Source organism: Acidaminobacter sp. JC074, from assembly GCF_022496765.1.
Taxonomy (GTDB): domain Bacteria; phylum Bacillota; class Clostridia; order Peptostreptococcales; family Acidaminobacteraceae; genus JABXKX01.
This window is the reverse complement of sequence record NZ_VANV01000002.1, coordinates 308826-324576: the sequence shown is the minus strand read 5'-3', so window position 1 is coordinate 324576 and position 15751 is coordinate 308826. Positions and strand designations below refer to the sequence as shown.

Here is a 15751-nt window from a genome sequence, read left to right as displayed (position 1 = left end):
TGCGCTTGTAAATAACCACATCTATAATGATCTTTAAACTTATCATAAAACTGGTTCTGTGTAAGATAATTTTTTTGATGGTATTCATACAAAGTCATATTATAGAACTTGCCCATATGAATACTGGTTTGATAAATCGTTTCATCAAATCTAGACTCAATTTCTACATGAAATGAATAAGCTAATTTTAAAGACTTTGCTTTCTTTTTCTTAACACGTTTCGTTCCCATTATTTACCTCCTCTTAACTATAATTATACATCATAACCTTAAATGAAGCAAACGTTTGTTCGGTGTTGTTTTATTACACATAGTATGCCTTTTCAAAGTTGATTTTATATCAATAAGAGCATTTGTAATATCTTTCCACCACAATAATAATGAGTATTTGCAAGGCATACTATCATGTTTAGAAATTTTAGATCAATGCAATCTCCTAAGCAATAAAAAAACTCCACCCCTAAAAAGGGACGAAGTTATCCGCGTTACCACCCTAAGTTACGCTCAATGAGCATCACTCGATATTTTAACGGTATTACCGTTCAGATATACTTAGTTTCCATCTGAAAGCTCATAGACTGGTTCAGTATAAAGTGGACCAAGTGTTTACACCAACCACACTCTCTCTTAGATCATATATACTTACTATTTCTACTCATCGCTGATATGTAATTCTTTTCATATCATAATTCATTTATGATAACTAGTCAAGTCCTATTAGCAATTACTTTTTTCTTTCCATCATAATGACATAAGGATAAAAGTCAAATTTCCTATAGAAATCTAATACTACTTCATTACCGACTGCTACACCTAACTCAATTTTCTCAGCACCCGAATTTTCCATCCAAGTAAGAGAAGCTTCCATAAGTTTCTCACCTATATTTAAACCACGATAATGGGGCTTGAGATATAGAGAAAACAACTCCCCTGTACCATTTTTAATTGTTGAAATGACATAGCCGATAGACATATGACCATCCTGAGCAATAATGATATTAACATCCTTATCATCACGCATCATAGCATTTTTTCTATATTCAAAAGTCAAGTTTTTAAACTTGTCTTTAAAATAAAGAGACTTTTCCTCATGATAATCACACTGCATATTCCACAACTCTTCTATGGCATCTATAATTTCCATGCCACCACTTACATAATTAATCTCCATAATCCCCCCTATCACTCTATACTCATTTTACCATATAATTAAAATATCTATCATAAAATAAATACTCATCGTATAATGGATTTATAAAAGGAGAACCTATGAAAAAGCTATTTATGATCACCATTGGTGGCAAAACAGATAAGTCAAACATTGAAGTTCATGATATTAGATTTGTAGCCAGTCAATCTATTGAAGGCACTTACGAATCTTTAAAATCCACTTGGTTCGGTACAGAAAAATCACTCCATATAGACAGGTATCAAATCATTAACCAAGTTGATGGTTATGACATCTCCCTCTCAGACAAGGCATCTGATATAAAACTTTACATGGTAAATTTAGGAGGCAATGAAAAAGCTTCTTACCTGGAATGGCACAAGAACTTATTAATCGCTAGTAGATCAAAATCTGAAGCCATCGATCTTGCAACAAAAGCTTACAAGGACATAAAAGATCTTCATCTCGATAACATAGTAGACATCAATGATGTTTTACAAGGTCAAGAAAAGATACATCTTAAGCCTAGTGAGACTGTCACGTTAAACAAAGAATTTATTGGTTATATGAAAATAAGATGACCCAGTCATCTTATCTTTTAAACCTTTCTTTAAAAACATCCAAGGCAAACCTGTAAAGGTCTTTCTGTCTGTCTTTTCTTGATGGATTTTGCAGTCTTCTATAAAACCACTCCATATGAATGGCTTGGATCCAATCAGGTGCTCTTTGAACCTTACCAGTCAAAGCATCAAAGCCTCCGCCAACATCCATAGCCACTTTGACATTTAAGTCATCTCTTCTAGAATCAAACCATATATGAGACCTAGGTGAACCCATCCCCATAATTAAAATATCCGTCTGTGAACCCTTAACCATCTCCACAATTTCTTTGTCCTTATTGATATCAAAGAAACCATTTCTATAACCCGCTACTTGGAGTTTTGGATATTTATCAGCAACAACATCTTTAAAAGCTGTCATGGTTTCTTCATCAGCACCTAAAAAGAAGATACGGTGTTTTTCACTTTGACAATGTTCTAATAGAGCAACCAATAGTTCCACACCTGTGATACGTTCTCTTATTTGGCCACCTAAGATTTTAGACCCATAAACTATACCAATCCCATCAGGCGTAATCATCCCCACTCTAGAAGATGCACTTTCAGGTATTTCCCCCCTGTTTATCTGCATCACAATCTCTGGATTTGCTGTTATAACATGAAAGGGTTTGTTACTATTTTTAACAACCTCATCTATTTTATCAATACACCCCTTTAAATCTAAAGTGGTGAAGTCTACACCTAATATTTTTTCAGTTTTCAATGCGTCATCCTTTCATATATTACGAGCCATTCTATTTCATTTTTTTCGTTAATCTTATATTCATATATACCATAACCACTTGCATGTCCATCTTCAAAGAAACCAATTGCAAGTGAGTTGGTCAATACTCTGACATCTGTAAAAAACATGTCCCATGGACTATCCTCATGAAGTACTATTATATCACTTTTTTCTAGAAGATTCGACTCTATAATCATAGTCGCATTCTTACCAAGGGAATTATCCATACGGTCATAATAGTCAAATACTTCATAATAAGAAAGATCTTCTTCTAGATTTTTAGACCTCGCTTCAAGATCCTCCACCAATGTCTTGTAATCGTCTACTATATCTTCATAGGTCTTAAGGTTTTTACCAAGTTCCTCATTTAAATCAACGGAACGATCCAACTCTTTTTCAAGAGACTCAATCATAAGACCTTGTAAGTCTACAACTCGATTTAATGTAGAGAGTCTAAGACCAAAACCTATTAATATAATCAAACTAACTATTACAAATCCAATAAAATATTGCTTTTTTATCATTCTCTTCACCTCTTCATTCCTAAATAAGAATACCACATGAAGCTTGTTAACTTAAATATCTTCTTCATATTTAAGACAATATTTAGAAAAAAATGACCCCTGATTATCAGAGGTCACTATCTTATGCAATTTTTTTACTTTTTAACTTTAAGTCATCGAAGAAGACTCTGGTCTCATTCACAACCACACCACTTAAACCGATAATGGCGATTAAGTTCGGGATTGCCATCAAGCCATTTACGATGTCTGCGATTGTCCATACAAGATTTAGCTTCAAGAAAGGTCCAACTGCTACCAATACAATGAAAATGTACTTATAGATTTTTATACCCTTTACACCAAATAGGTACTCTGTACAACGTTCACCATAATAGTTCCAACCAAGGATTGTTGTAAAGGCAAAGAATATAAGACCAATTGTAACGATCAACTCACCTACGATAGGAAAAGCAGGTAAAGATGATCTGAAGGCTTGAGTTGTTGCAGCCGCTCCTTCGTATGCAGGATTACTCCAAACGCCAGAAAGAATCAATGTCACACCTGTCATGGTACATATAATGATTGTATCAAAGAATGTACCTGTCATTTGAACAAGACCCTGTCTTACACACGAGTTTGTCTTTGCTGCCGCCGCTGCAATTGGCGCTGAACCTAAGCCAGATTCATTTGAGAAAACACCTCTAGATACACCAGACTTTAATGCTAAGGCAACTGATGCTCCTAAGAAACCACCTGCAGCTGCAGTTGGTGTAAAGGCCGCCTTAATAATTAAGGCAAATGTTGCTGGCAGTTGAGATGCATTTAGAATCAAGATGACTACTGTACATAAAACATATGAAACAGCCATGAAAGGCACGACGATTTCTGAAACTTTTGAAATTGACTTGATACCGCCTAAGGTTACCATGGCAACAGCTACTGTTAAGATAACGCCTGTAATAACAACTGGTACATTAAAAGCAATTTCAACTGCAGAAGTAATAGAATTAACTTGTGCAAAAGTACCTATTCCAAAGAATGCAACACCAATACCAAAGATTGCAAACATCTTTGCTAAGAACTTATTGTTTAAGCCTCTTTCAATGTAGTACATAGGACCACCTGACATTTGGCCGTTGTCATCTACAACTCTGTATTTAACAGCTAGAAGTGCTTCAGCATATTTAGTTGCCATGCCAAAGAATGCTGCCATCCACATCCAGAATAATGCACCTGGACCGCCAAGTCTGATTGCAGTTGCAACACCAACTATATTACCAGTACCAATTGTAGCTGATAAAGCTGTACATACCGATGCAAAAGCTGAGATATCCCCCTTTGCCTTATCAGATGTCATTTCTGGATCTTTAGTAAATAAATATTTTAATGCTAGAGGTAACTTAAAAATTTGTAATAAACCTAATCGAATAGTTAGATAAATCCCAGTCCCTACTAACAATATTAGTAGAGGTGGTCCCCATACCAAACCATTAATTTTTTGAAAAAATATGTTTGCCTGCTCCATAAAACCTCCTAGATGAATAAGTATAATGACATAACCAAAACGCGTTTTACGGTTACATAGTAACTTAATAAAATCTTATTGTCAATATTTTAACAATGTATTTTTTGGTATTATTTTGTCTTGTTTCAAGTCGAACTCTAGACACCTTGATAACACTCACATGCAATTGTTGTATTTGTCACAAAAAAATATACATTTAAATCAACTCATTATAGAAAAACGTTATCCTCGTTATTAAATTAACAAATGCATCTAAATAAAAGAGTAGAAAATCTACTCTACATAGTCATTAATGACATCAACAAGCATATCATTAAGCTGTTCTACTTCATAATAGCCTATTGTTGGTGTCAAATGGCTGTTGCCTACGCCTGAATGGTCAGTTAAAAAGATGTACTCTCCACCAGTATCAAGGGCAATAAATCTCAATAAAAACTCTGTTTCCTTGTCTATACCTGAAGATGCAATTGGAATAATCCTTATCCCCTTCTCATTTGCCTCTCTCATCAAAGCATGAATCCCCTCAATATTTTCATCATTATGATGTGGTGGTGCATCAAGTACTAAGAATAATAGTTTAGCACGTGCTTTACTTGACCACTTATGTTTATAAATCGCATCGCTTAGGGCTTCTACGACTGCTTCCTCATAATCGCCACCACCATCTGCTATCTGGATAGACATCTGATCTAGAACCTTTTCTATATTGGATGTAAAGTCGTAAGATCTAACAACATATTGGTCACCATGATCTCTATAGTAGTTACCACTCATTCTAAGATTCAATTGATTGGCGTTTTCTTTTTTTACACGTTCAATCACATCAAGTAATTCTACTTTTAGATATTCCAACTCATCTGACATGGATCCTGTTGTATCTACAACAAACATGATGTCAACATTCTGAGGCTTGTCATCTTTTACATCTAAGGTAACAACATACTCTTCTTCCTCTAAATCGAGTATCTCAAAAAGTCTTTGATTGTACTCAATAGATGCTTTTAATACTTTCATTTGGTCATTCATAAGAGGGTATATGGTTACCCTTCCCTTGTTATCAGTGATACCAACAGCTTGATTTTGACCTTGATCGGACTTGAGTGTCACTTTTGCACCAACTAAAGGATTTTGATGACTGTCCACTATTTCAAATGAATATCTCGTAAAATCTTCAAAACCCCAGTAGGCCTGCATACTGTACCAATTGTTGTCTCTTAGTACATTCATAAAGTAATCAAATTCTTCATTGTCATTCCATCTACCTGCTGTTAACAGACCTGCTTGACTTTGTTGATTGCCATAAGATGACTCCGTTCTGACGGTCACTTTTACAAAAGACTTATCTGTTGCAGCCACAGACTCTAAAGATGTACTTTCTTCAACGGATGTGCCTGTAAATGTTGCAACACTGTCTACAAGAGGACTATCTGCAACACTTATCTCAGCACTTTCACCTGCGCTTTCAGTACTTGTTTCTACATGAATACTTGAAGTCTCTGTGACCACATCATCTGATACCATGTCTTGACTACCACATCCAACTAAAATCAAACCTATCATAAATATACTTAATAGTTTTTTCATACTAAAACCTCCCCTATATAAAGATATGACGCAGTATTCTGATAATTTGTTCCAAAAAAATAACCGCTAAGCGGTTATTCTTCAATTCTTCTTAAAAGCTCTTCAGCCTGAGTCTGTGGTTTTGTAATGTATTCAAGGTTATAAGTTCCACCCGAAATAATACTACCATCAGGTCTAGTTATATCATAGTTTGTTGTTGATACTAGGGATCCGATAGGTATAAATACCATCTCACCATTCAATAATAACAAGGAATAATCTTTAATGAACTTTACTTCTCCACTGGCAAAAGTTTGAATCACTTTAGTTGAAATCTGAATGGTTTCTGATTGATGTTCTGGTATGTCACAAAGTCCAGGGACCATATAAACTTGATCTGCAACAGGTATCGAATAATTGTATGCTTCTAATCTCGTTCTTCTGACCTGCATTTCAGAATTTTCACAGTAGGCTGTTGCAAGTTTATTAGAGTCTAAACATATTAAAACTTCTACATGTGAATCATCAATGGCCTTTGGCACTGTTCCAGGCAAGAATATTTCAGAATAGACTTGGGAACCCGCCGGGTCTCTTGAAGATAAGGAAGATGGTCTTTTACCAGACACTCGGTCCACACTTGCTCTAACAAGCCCTTCCGGTTCTACAAAGTTTTTATCCTCAAAGTCTACATGTATTCTTTCCATAACCAATTGCCAAAATTCTGCTGCTGCGCCTGATCCTTGGTCCATTTTTAGTCTTATGTCATTTCCAAACCATATGGCAGCTGTATAATAAGGTGAATAGCCAATAAATAAGGCATCTCTCTTATCTGATGTGGTCCCTGTTTTTCCTGCAATAGGTATACCTTCATTCCCCGGCCTGATTTGGGCTTTTCTTGCATAGCCTCTCGATACAGCTGTACGCATCATATCTTGTATAATAAAGGCAACTTGTTCTTCTAATACACGTTTAGGTTGAGGCGTGTTGTCGATGATGACACGACCGTTTAAATCTGTTATCTTTGTAAAAGAAATAGGTTTGATGTAAACACCTTCATTAGCATAAGTCGCATAAGCCGCTGTCATTTCTATAGGACTGATACCATAAGTCATACCACCTAAGGCCATGGCAGCTAGATTGACATCTGAACCATCCTCTTCCTGTATAGTCGTTACACCGATTGCCTTCAACTGATCAACAATATTTTTAACGCCCACTTGATTGGCTAGTTTTGCCGTCACAACATTTAATGAGTCTTCTACCCCCTGTCTCAGGTTCTTTCTCCCCCTGTATTTATAAGAGGATTCCTCATACCAGTTAATCGGCCATCTCTTACCTGGATCATCCTTATTAAGGTATGCCGGCAAATCGTCAATAACACTGGCAGCTGTCCATTTTCTTGATTCAATGGCAACTGTATAGGTACCAATGGGTTTTATAGATGATCCAGGCTGGTGTGGCACCAAGGCTCTGTTATAAATATTTTCACCATAGGATTTTCTACCACCTACAACCGCTTTGATTTCACCAGTATGATGGTCAAGTACCACAAAGGCAGACTGAGGTTGAATTTCCCCTCTCCAGTTAATGATAAAATCTCTTTCATCGACTAATAATGTACCTTGATCATCTATACTAAAGAAGTCAGGATTTTCTTTAAGGAAGTCCTTATGAATGACTAAATTGCCATCTACTTTTTCCTTATAATTGTCATCTATCAAAACATCCCTGCCTTCATAGATGTACAAGCCAGATATAGCTGTAAAATGCTTCTTGTCTATATATTTTGGGATTTCGCTATGTTCATCATAAGTGAATAGGTTTTTTACAACTACCTGAACCCGGTCGTCTTGTTGATAAAACTCAAGATTACCATCCTTTAAGAGAATCAAATTATCATAGGCATCGAAATAATAGTCATCTTTTTTTATCATAAGCTGGTTATTTTCATTGATGACATTGTCAAATTTGCACATGAGCACTTTTCTGGTCTCATCGTTGATGATGTTTTTATTCTCATCAAACATGGCAACAACCTGAGGAAACAGGGCTTCATTTGTTAAAAAGCCCAAGTGGTTAAAGGCCTCTTTTATAATCAAAATATCATCGTGTTCTTGAAAACGAGAATAGGTTTCTTTTGTTAAAGTCATAGGTACAAGTTCATTTAAAAGACCAAGTGTTTCTCTTCCTAAAACACCATCTACGACTAAATCATATTGCCGCTGAAAGTTCTTGACTGCTGCATACAAATTGTCATCATAAAGATTGTCAATGACAACATCATTATAAACGCTTTCTAATACCTGCTGCATTTCAAAGTCAATGGTTGAATAGATGATATAACCCCTGTTATAAATCAAGTCTGCAGCAGCTTCTAGACTGATGTTCTCACTTTCTGCAATGGCTTTAATGGCATCGTCTTTTACCATATCACCAAAATAAGATGTGATCTCATTGGTCTTATCCACTGTAGGCTTAAGATACTGAGATATATCTTTTGATGATGCAAAGTCATACTCCTGTTCAGTAATCATTTCATTGTAGTACATTTGATTGATGACAGCCGTATACCTGTCCTGAGCTATGGGATTAAAAATCAAGGTATAAACCTGGTCACTTTCATCAATCACAATATGGTCTGGACCAACATCTTCTTTTCTAATTCTTTTTAAAGGAGAAAATCTACTTGGAGCTTTAGGTATCCCCGCAATAATTGCCGACTCAATCAGGTCTAAATCCTTTGCATCTTTTGAGAAATACATCTGTGCAGCTGATGCCACACCATTCGTTTGCATACCCAGATTTATCTTGTTTAGGTATGCTTCCAAAATTTGCTCTTTGGTTAATGTACGTTCTAATAAAATCGCATAATAAGCCTCTTTGACCTTACGTTCAATGGCACGTTCATTACTTAAGTAGATATTTTTTGCAAGTTGTTGTGTGATGGTCGAAGTGCCTTTGATATCATTCCCACTTTCATAGGATTCTACAACGGCACCTACTAGTCGTATATAGTTAAACCCCTTATGATCAAAGAAGGTCTTATCTTCTATGGCAACAATTGCATCAATCATATCCTGACCAATATCGTCATAAGCAATATTTTTTCTAATACCGGCATCTCCATATAAGGTTTCTAAGAGTCTGCCGTTTTGATCAACTATGATGGAGTTTTCTGTAAGCCCCTCCTGAATGGTATAAGGATCAATTTCAGGCACATCATATACAATAGCTAATAAATATGTACAGGCAAGGTACGTAAGAATCATAACGAGTAGAATAATAATCAAAAAACTTTCCTTTAAGAAAGTCCATATGCCGTGTATAAGAGAGCCGACAGCATGAAAAAAGCCTCTCTTTTTCTTTACTTCTTCTACTTTTGGCGAGTTGATATTTTCTATTTTGATTTTTTTATTCATCTAATCGCCTCCCTTATTTTAATAGTACCCAAGTTTAAAAAAATGTCACAGGATTCTAGCATTTTTTGGTAGATATTTTACATAAATAACACTTTGACATCTGACCAAAGATTCTCAAAGAGTCATCAAATCTAGATCAATAAAAAAGATGTATTTTGATTATCATCAAAATACATCTTTATAATCTCTTCTAAACCCATTTTTCATTTGGGATATGACTTTGTAAAAAAGAAGTGAATTTTTCAGAATCTATCTTACTCATAAATGACAGATTAACAATCAGTTCTTTACCATCTTTGGTTAATATCCTTACTTTCTGACCTAAAATAGTTATGATTCTTACACCTTCAAGTTTAACCGACATCAATTTTCTAAATATGCCCCTATATAGATACAAGGTCTTGTCATCATATCTTAAATACATAAATCGATGATAATTAAAGTAAAGCAGACTGAGGCCACCAAAGAAGAAGGCCATCACCATGTCAAACAAAGTAATCTTATCCAATAAGAATAAGGCTGTTAACAAGGCTAGTACTGCAAATACAAGACCTGTTATAGAATGCTCTTTTAATTTTTTGAAGTATATAGACATATTCACTCCTTTTCTTTGATCAAATCAGGTGTCACAGCTCCTAAGGATATGACTGTCTTAAGTGCTTCCTCTACTGGCATATCTAGGACCTTATACTGGTCTTTTCTTAGAAAAACTAAAAAACCGTTGGTTAGATTAGGCGTAGTAGGAATAAAAACCCCTGTCATATCTTCATCTGCTATGTTGGTTTGTTCTTTTGTAACAAAACCAATACTGTAAGAACCTTCACATGGATATGTAACCAATACAACTTGCTTAAAATTATTTGAATCCTTGTTAGAAAAATTGTTGGTAATATCTTTTAGCGGTGTATAAATTGCCTTTATCACAGGCAGCTTTTCTAGTTGATCTTGAACCCACCTGTATATTCTGTCACCTATGTAATGACTTGCAAAATTACCTACAAGAATGATTAAAGTGATTGTTATTAGAAGACCTAAACCAGGAATCCTATAACCAATAAAATCTTTAAGATATCTACCAAATAATAGATCTAAAAAGTTCAGTATCTTAAAGACAATCCACAAAGTGATACCAATCGGTAAGATAATCAATAATCCTTGCAGGAACTTGTTTCGAATTTTTTTAAAATAATCCACTGAATCCTCATTTCTTTCTTTCATTATATCGTGTCATAAGAAAATTTCAACAAGATTATCCTAGAAAAATACATCTAAACTTCATTATTCAAAATCAATCAAACAATCTCTGACTTCTGCTAGGGTGTTTACAACTGCAAATATCATGACAGCAGCTAAGTTAGATGTGACCTTATCATGGTCAAAACGCGGCGATACTTCTGCTATGTCAAAACTCATGACCTTTCGGGTCCTTATCAGATGTTTAAGCATCTGCAAAACACTTTCCGGATTCAGACCTAATGTTTGTGGTGCACTCACACCAGGTGCAAAAGCTGCTGCAAACACATCTGAACATATGGTCACATACAATTTGTCATGTGCTCTTGCAAAAGCATCCATATGACTATATGGCAGTTCTTTTACAATATCTTTTGCAAATACATATTTAGCTCCCATCGCCTTTGCATCCTTAAACAACAATATGGTATTGGACCTTCTTTGAACGCCCAAGCACATATAGCCATAGATGTTTTTTTCTGCTATACAATCGTCATAAATCTGCCTAAACATGGTACCAGAAGAACCACCATTTGGATACGGACGAATGTCCAAATGGGCATCAAAGTTAACGATACCAAGCTTGTTTCTTTTTAAACTCTTTCTTAAGCCTTTATAGTGACCGTAAGCAATTTCATGACCCCCGCCTAGAACGACAGGAAACATATTCAGCGAAAGAATTTTTTCTATTAAATCAGAAAGATTCTCCTGAGCCTCTTCTAGGGTCAAATGTCTTGTCATCAGATTACCTGCATCAAATAGTTTAACTTCCTCAGTAAACTGACATGGTAAGTTTGCAAGTTCTCTTCTTATACTGTCAGGACCACTTGAAGCACCGATTCTCCCCTTGTTTCTTTGCACACCTTGATCACACTCAAAGCCAATAAAACATATATTTAAGGGACCATCAAGTCTTACTTTCATTTCTTCTAAATCTACGGCCTGTACCCATTGATGCCACCTAAATGCTTCGTAATTCTCTTCATCATCTATTCTACCTTGCCAGATTTTGCTTCCGACCGGTAATAAGTATTTATACATATCCTTTACCTCCTCAGCTAATCTAACAAGTTTAAGACAAACAAAGGTCAAATTTATGTCTTAAATGACTTTTATGACATAAATTTAACAGAAAAAAGACTGTCATTACAACAGTCTTCTTTCTAAAATATGTCTAATTTGTCTCGTTGAGAACGTGTCTCCTAATCATATCACCAATTTATTGATCCGATTTTTTTGTCGGTGCTTCTAATTGTTTTACAACCATTAAAACAATAAAAAACATGACAACCATCAATAAAATTAGCATTTGTTCCTCCTACCAAACTCCCGGTATGTCTTCGTCTCCGTCACATGTAACAATAGGTGGCACTGCCCATACGCCTGGGATATCTTCATCCCCAGCAACAAGGACTACTTCTTCACTCGCTACTAAAATACCTTCTAAATCATCTTCACCTGCGTAAGCATCAAACTGCATATTAAAGGCAGAAACCATGATAGCTAACAGTAGAAATAATGATGTAAGGCTTAGTAATTTCTTCTTCATACTAACTCCTTTCGCTATTTCTAATACTATGATAAAATAAAACTCACAGGTTGTGACCACTTATGGATAAGGGGTAAGTATGAAATTATACAATTTAAAGTCATTTGGTAATGAATTAAGACATATTAGAGAAAGCAATCACCTGACCCAGTCAAAGGTCAGCGGCATTTTAGGCATAGGTCAAGATACCTTGAGACGTTTAGAAAATGGTAAGAGTATCCCTAAACTTGAGACCCTGGATTACCTTTCATTGGTCTACAAAACAAACATTCACATGGTACTGGCTAAATCAAGACTGACCTATTCCTTTGTATTTAAGAAAGATATTGATTTACTTAATGAAATGATTATTTCTAAAGACTATTCAAGAATTGATCAAGCCATTGACAACATCAATGACATCTTTAACAAAGAAGATTTAAAGCCTTCTTATCATATGATGATAGACAAACTTTCACAGTTCAAAAAAATGGCTGGTCTGTTTGCAGAATTTGATCTTCAAAAGAATGATGAAGACTTATTAAAAGATTATTATAAAGCCATCATAAAAACCATCCAGATGTCAGTAAGTGATTTTTCACTAGAGAAGTTAAATGATTGTACTTACGATTACATTGAAATGCGTTTACTTTTACTATTATGTGAAATATCGAGACAACTCAATCAGTTAGACGATTGTATCATCATCCTAGATGCCTTAGAAGAAAATGTTTCAAGGTTTTCAAACTTCACAGACGAGTTTGATGAAATACTTTTGAAGACATATTTTCACAAGGCCTATATCTATCACCGCTTAGACGATTTTGAGGCTATATTACACTACTCTGACAAGGGCATAGAATATTCTAGAAAAACAAAGGATTATTCTATTATACATCTTTTCTTCTTCAGAAAAGCTGCCGCCCTACACAGTCTTAATAATTTAGTTGAGGCTGACATCTACTTCAAAAGATGTTTAAATGCTATTGATCTTATGGGCAATGAAAAACTCTACCAACAATTTAAAGGTATAATAAAGACCAAATACAACTAGTATTTGGTCTAATTTATAATATCATTCACATGTATTTCAAGTGATTTATACAAGCCTGATTTGATGACTTCGCCGGCCATAAATATTTGAGTGCCTTTCATCAAATAGTTTTCAAATGCATAGACCATAACCATTCTTGTATCAGCATCAATGATCCAGTACTCCCTAATGCCTGTGTTCATATAGAGGTCCATCTTCTTAACCATGTCCTTAGACCTAGTGTCAGAAGTTATTACTTCAACAACCAGCTTTGGAGGATGAATGTAGACTTCATCTGATAAGGTCATATCCTCAAGTACAAATAAGTCTGGTTGAACAAAAGAAAACTCGTCTTTATCCTTTCTCTGGAGTCTTACCTTCAAAGGTCCTAGAAAAGACTTATCAGTCATGCCCTTTAAAGCCATATAAAACTCACTAGACAAGGCAGTTAAACAGTTTTGATGACCAATGGTTGGCAGAGTCATGTCATACTTTTGTCCATCAATCCACTCAAAATAAGATGGGTCATAAGAATCCTCTGTCTTTGATTCATAAACTTCTTCAGGCGCTTGTATGCTACTGATATTATCAAAGTCCCTTAATATTTCATCAAAAGTACGACTGTAGCCTGTATGGTCAAATACATAAAGTTTATCTTTAGCACGAGAAATTCCTACATAAAACAATCGCCTATCCTCTTCTAATCTTTCAATGTCAAAGTTCTTATACCAATCATGGGTATGAAAATAATAGACATTATCAAACTCTAAGCCCTTAGCAGAATGAATGGTTGATAAAACAACCCTAGGTTTTTTTCCTTTATGCATGTCAATGACTGGATCAAGTATCAAGTTGATGACAAAATTATCTAACGATGAATAGGTCGACATCAATTCCCTGATCAATTTAAAGTCATCTCTAATTTCATCCTGACTGTAAACCGTTGATTCCACATGCTCATAAATGTCAAAGTAAAAATTGCATATTCTTTGAAAAAGGATTTCCTTTTCTTCTCGACATTCAAGAATTTCTTTTATTTTCTCTAGTTCATGACGTTTGGATAATGGGACTGATTTAAGATCTTTCAGCCTAGTATCAATAAGCTTTCTAGCAGTTTTGGGTCCAATACCCGGCAAGAGGGTTAGGATTCTGTTAAAGCTTACAACATCTAAATTATTCAGATAAACCATCAGAAAAGCCATCACATCCTTGATGTGTTTTCTTTCCAAAAGTCTAATACCACCATAAACAGAATACTCAATGCCTTCTTCTATAAAAGCCTTTTCATAAGCAGTTCTATTTTTATTGTATCTGTAAATAAGCGCATGGGTCTTCTTTGGATTCTCTTTGATTTGATTTAAGATAAATAGCTTGTGTTCTTCTAAAGATTTACCTGCTACAACTTCAGCCAAGCCCTTGTCCTTTTTTACTACTCTAAACTGCTTATGATAGCCAAGTGTTGATCTTTCAACGGTTTTGTTGACATAGTCGACAACTTCACCAGATGAACGGTAGTTGTCTTTTAACTTGATCATTTGGGCGTCTTTAAAGTCATTTATAAAGTTGAGTATGATCCTATGGTCTGCACCTCTAAAAGCATAAATACCTTGAAAATCATCGCCGATGGCCATAACGTTGTCAATATTCAATCGTTTGATAAAATCAAGTTGCATCTTATTGGTATCTTGATATTCATCAACCATCAAGTAATCAAACGAGGCTGTGACTTTTTTGCTGCCATTTTTCTCTAGATACCTAGAAACCAAACGAATCATATCATCATAAGATGCAAGTAAGTGTCTTGCCTTATAGGATTGGTATTTTTCCTTGTAAGCCTCAATGTTTTCAATATCCGGTTTTAAATTGTGTAAATCAAACTGATGGATATATTCTTCCACAGTCAGCATGGTGTTATCGCAATAAGATAAGATCTTTTGTAATCTTGATGCCGCTATTTTCTTGTTAAAGTTCTTAAAATCAGCCATTACAAGCTTATGTACTTGAATATCGTCTTCAGAATCCAAAAGCCTAAAACCTGATATAGGTGATGAGTTCCCTAGTTTTGATGAAATATGATGAGAAAATGCATGAAATGTCCCAACAAAGCCTAAAGAGGTGTTGGGTAAAAGATAGTTGATTCTATCTTTTAGTTCTTTACCTGCTTTTCTAGTAAAAGTTATCACAACCAAAGACAAGGGATCAATTCCTTGTTTAACCAAATAAACGACTCTATAAGCCAAGGTATGGGTCTTGCCTGAACCCGGACCTGCTATGACCAGATAGTTGCCTTCTTTTCTTGTTGCAGCTACACGCTGTTCATGATTTAAATTATTTAAAAAGCTATCCTTGTAAACCAAATCCATATCACTGATATCTCTTTTTGATAATTCTGCAATAGCCTTATTTATATCTTGTATATTTTCCATAATACCTTCC

The 15751-nt window shown here is 35.1% G+C and carries 14 protein-coding genes and 1 other annotated feature; of the genes, 2 read left to right on the top strand and 12 right to left on the bottom strand.

Translation table 11 applies throughout. The features are described from left to right. The coding region (locus tag EZV73_RS03420; protein ID WP_240838310.1) for a hypothetical protein at nucleotides 1-230 on the bottom strand (230 nt) is incomplete at its 3' end. A 232-nt stretch (nucleotides 231-462) separates the two neighbouring features. Next, nucleotides 463-667: a binding site (T-box leader), on the bottom strand. A gap of 56 nt (nucleotides 668-723) precedes the next feature. Continuing rightward, a complete protein-coding gene (locus tag EZV73_RS03415; RefSeq protein ID WP_240838308.1) occupies nucleotides 724-1170 on the bottom strand; it encodes a GNAT family N-acetyltransferase in 447 nt (148 codons plus the stop codon). A gap of 98 nt (nucleotides 1171-1268) precedes the next feature. Between EZV73_RS03415 and EZV73_RS03410 the strand changes: the two genes are divergently transcribed. Next, nucleotides 1269-1748: a DUF1543 domain-containing protein gene (locus EZV73_RS03410; RefSeq protein ID WP_240838306.1), complete on the top strand. Its 480-nt coding sequence runs from the start codon at nucleotides 1269-1271 to the stop codon at nucleotides 1746-1748. A 10-nt stretch (nucleotides 1749-1758) separates the two neighbouring features. On the opposite strand, the gene EZV73_RS03405 is transcribed toward EZV73_RS03410, so the two are convergent. The 9 genes from EZV73_RS03405 to EZV73_RS03365 form a co-directional block, all read right to left on the bottom strand. Then, nucleotides 1759-2490: a WecB/TagA/CpsF family glycosyltransferase gene (locus EZV73_RS03405; protein ID WP_240838304.1), complete on the bottom strand. Its 732-nt coding sequence runs from the start codon at nucleotides 2488-2490 to the stop codon at nucleotides 1759-1761. Continuing rightward, nucleotides 2487-3035 (bottom strand): hypothetical protein, encoded by a 549-nt coding sequence (locus EZV73_RS03400; protein WP_240838302.1) that lies wholly within the window; start codon nucleotides 3033-3035, stop codon nucleotides 2487-2489. The genes EZV73_RS03405 and EZV73_RS03400 overlap by 4 nt, the downstream gene beginning before the upstream one ends. Before the next feature lie 121 nt (nucleotides 3036-3156). Then, nucleotides 3157-4539, bottom strand: coding sequence for a sodium:alanine symporter family protein (locus EZV73_RS03395; protein ID WP_240838300.1), 1383 nt, complete (start codon nucleotides 4537-4539; stop codon nucleotides 3157-3159). Between the two features lie 273 nt (nucleotides 4540-4812). Further along, a complete protein-coding gene (locus tag EZV73_RS03390; RefSeq protein WP_240838298.1) occupies nucleotides 4813-6123 on the bottom strand; it encodes a VWA domain-containing protein in 1311 nt (436 codons plus the stop codon). A 74-nt stretch (nucleotides 6124-6197) separates the two neighbouring features. Continuing rightward, a complete protein-coding gene (locus EZV73_RS03385) occupies nucleotides 6198-9521 on the bottom strand; it encodes a transglycosylase domain-containing protein (RefSeq protein ID WP_240838296.1) in 3324 nt (1107 codons plus the stop codon). A gap of 190 nt (nucleotides 9522-9711) precedes the next feature. Further along, nucleotides 9712-10116: a hypothetical protein gene (locus EZV73_RS03380; protein ID WP_240838294.1), complete on the bottom strand. Its 405-nt coding sequence runs from the start codon at nucleotides 10114-10116 to the stop codon at nucleotides 9712-9714. A 2-nt stretch (nucleotides 10117-10118) separates the two neighbouring features. Then, nucleotides 10119-10715, bottom strand: a complete 597-nt coding sequence (locus tag EZV73_RS03375) for a DUF502 domain-containing protein (RefSeq protein WP_240838292.1) — start codon at nucleotides 10713-10715, stop codon at nucleotides 10119-10121. An 84-nt stretch (nucleotides 10716-10799) separates the two neighbouring features. After that, complete coding sequence (gene hutG / locus EZV73_RS03370; RefSeq protein ID WP_240838290.1) at nucleotides 10800-11795, bottom strand: formimidoylglutamase; 996 nt, start codon at nucleotides 11793-11795, stop codon at nucleotides 10800-10802. A gap of 277 nt (nucleotides 11796-12072) precedes the next feature. After that, nucleotides 12073-12303, bottom strand: coding sequence for a hypothetical protein (locus tag EZV73_RS03365; protein WP_240838288.1), 231 nt, complete (start codon nucleotides 12301-12303; stop codon nucleotides 12073-12075). A 79-nt stretch (nucleotides 12304-12382) separates the two neighbouring features. Between EZV73_RS03365 and EZV73_RS03360 the strand changes: the two genes are divergently transcribed. Further along, nucleotides 12383-13336 carry a helix-turn-helix domain-containing protein gene (locus EZV73_RS03360; RefSeq protein ID WP_240838286.1) on the top strand — a complete coding sequence of 318 codons (954 nt, stop codon included), beginning with the start codon at nucleotides 12383-12385 and terminating at the stop codon, nucleotides 13334-13336. A gap of 8 nt (nucleotides 13337-13344) precedes the next feature. Here the strand turns inward: EZV73_RS03360 and EZV73_RS03355 are convergent, their stop codons facing one another. Beyond that, nucleotides 13345-15741, bottom strand: a complete 2397-nt coding sequence (locus EZV73_RS03355) for a UvrD-helicase domain-containing protein (protein ID WP_240838284.1) — start codon at nucleotides 15739-15741, stop codon at nucleotides 13345-13347. Between the last annotated feature and the right edge of the window lie 10 nt (nucleotides 15742-15751).

Coding starts and splice junctions, on each gene's coding strand:
- EZV73_RS03415 (WP_240838308.1), bottom strand. CDS start 1,170: ATGGAGATTAATTATGTAAGTGGTGGCATGGAAATTATAGATGCCATA.
- EZV73_RS03410 (WP_240838306.1), top strand. CDS start 1,269: ATGAAAAAGCTATTTATGATCACCATTGGTGGCAAAACAGATAAGTCA.
- EZV73_RS03400 (WP_240838302.1), bottom strand. CDS start 3,035: ATGATAAAAAAGCAATATTTTATTGGATTTGTAATAGTTAGTTTGATT.
- EZV73_RS03395 (WP_240838300.1), bottom strand. CDS start 4,539: ATGGAGCAGGCAAACATATTTTTTCAAAAAATTAATGGTTTGGTATGG.
- EZV73_RS03390 (WP_240838298.1), bottom strand. CDS start 6,123: ATGAAAAAACTATTAAGTATATTTATGATAGGTTTGATTTTAGTTGGA.
- EZV73_RS03385 (WP_240838296.1), bottom strand. CDS start 9,521: ATGAATAAAAAAATCAAAATAGAAAATATCAACTCGCCAAAAGTAGAA.
- EZV73_RS03380 (WP_240838294.1), bottom strand. CDS start 10,116: ATGTCTATATACTTCAAAAAATTAAAAGAGCATTCTATAACAGGTCTT.
- hutG (WP_240838290.1), bottom strand. CDS start 11,795: ATGTATAAATACTTATTACCGGTCGGAAGCAAAATCTGGCAAGGTAGA.
- EZV73_RS03365 (WP_240838288.1), bottom strand. CDS start 12,303: ATGAAGAAGAAATTACTAAGCCTTACATCATTATTTCTACTGTTAGCT.
- EZV73_RS03360 (WP_240838286.1), top strand. CDS start 12,383: ATGAAATTATACAATTTAAAGTCATTTGGTAATGAATTAAGACATATT.
- EZV73_RS03355 (WP_240838284.1), bottom strand. CDS start 15,741: ATGGAAAATATACAAGATATAAATAAGGCTATTGCAGAATTATCAAAA.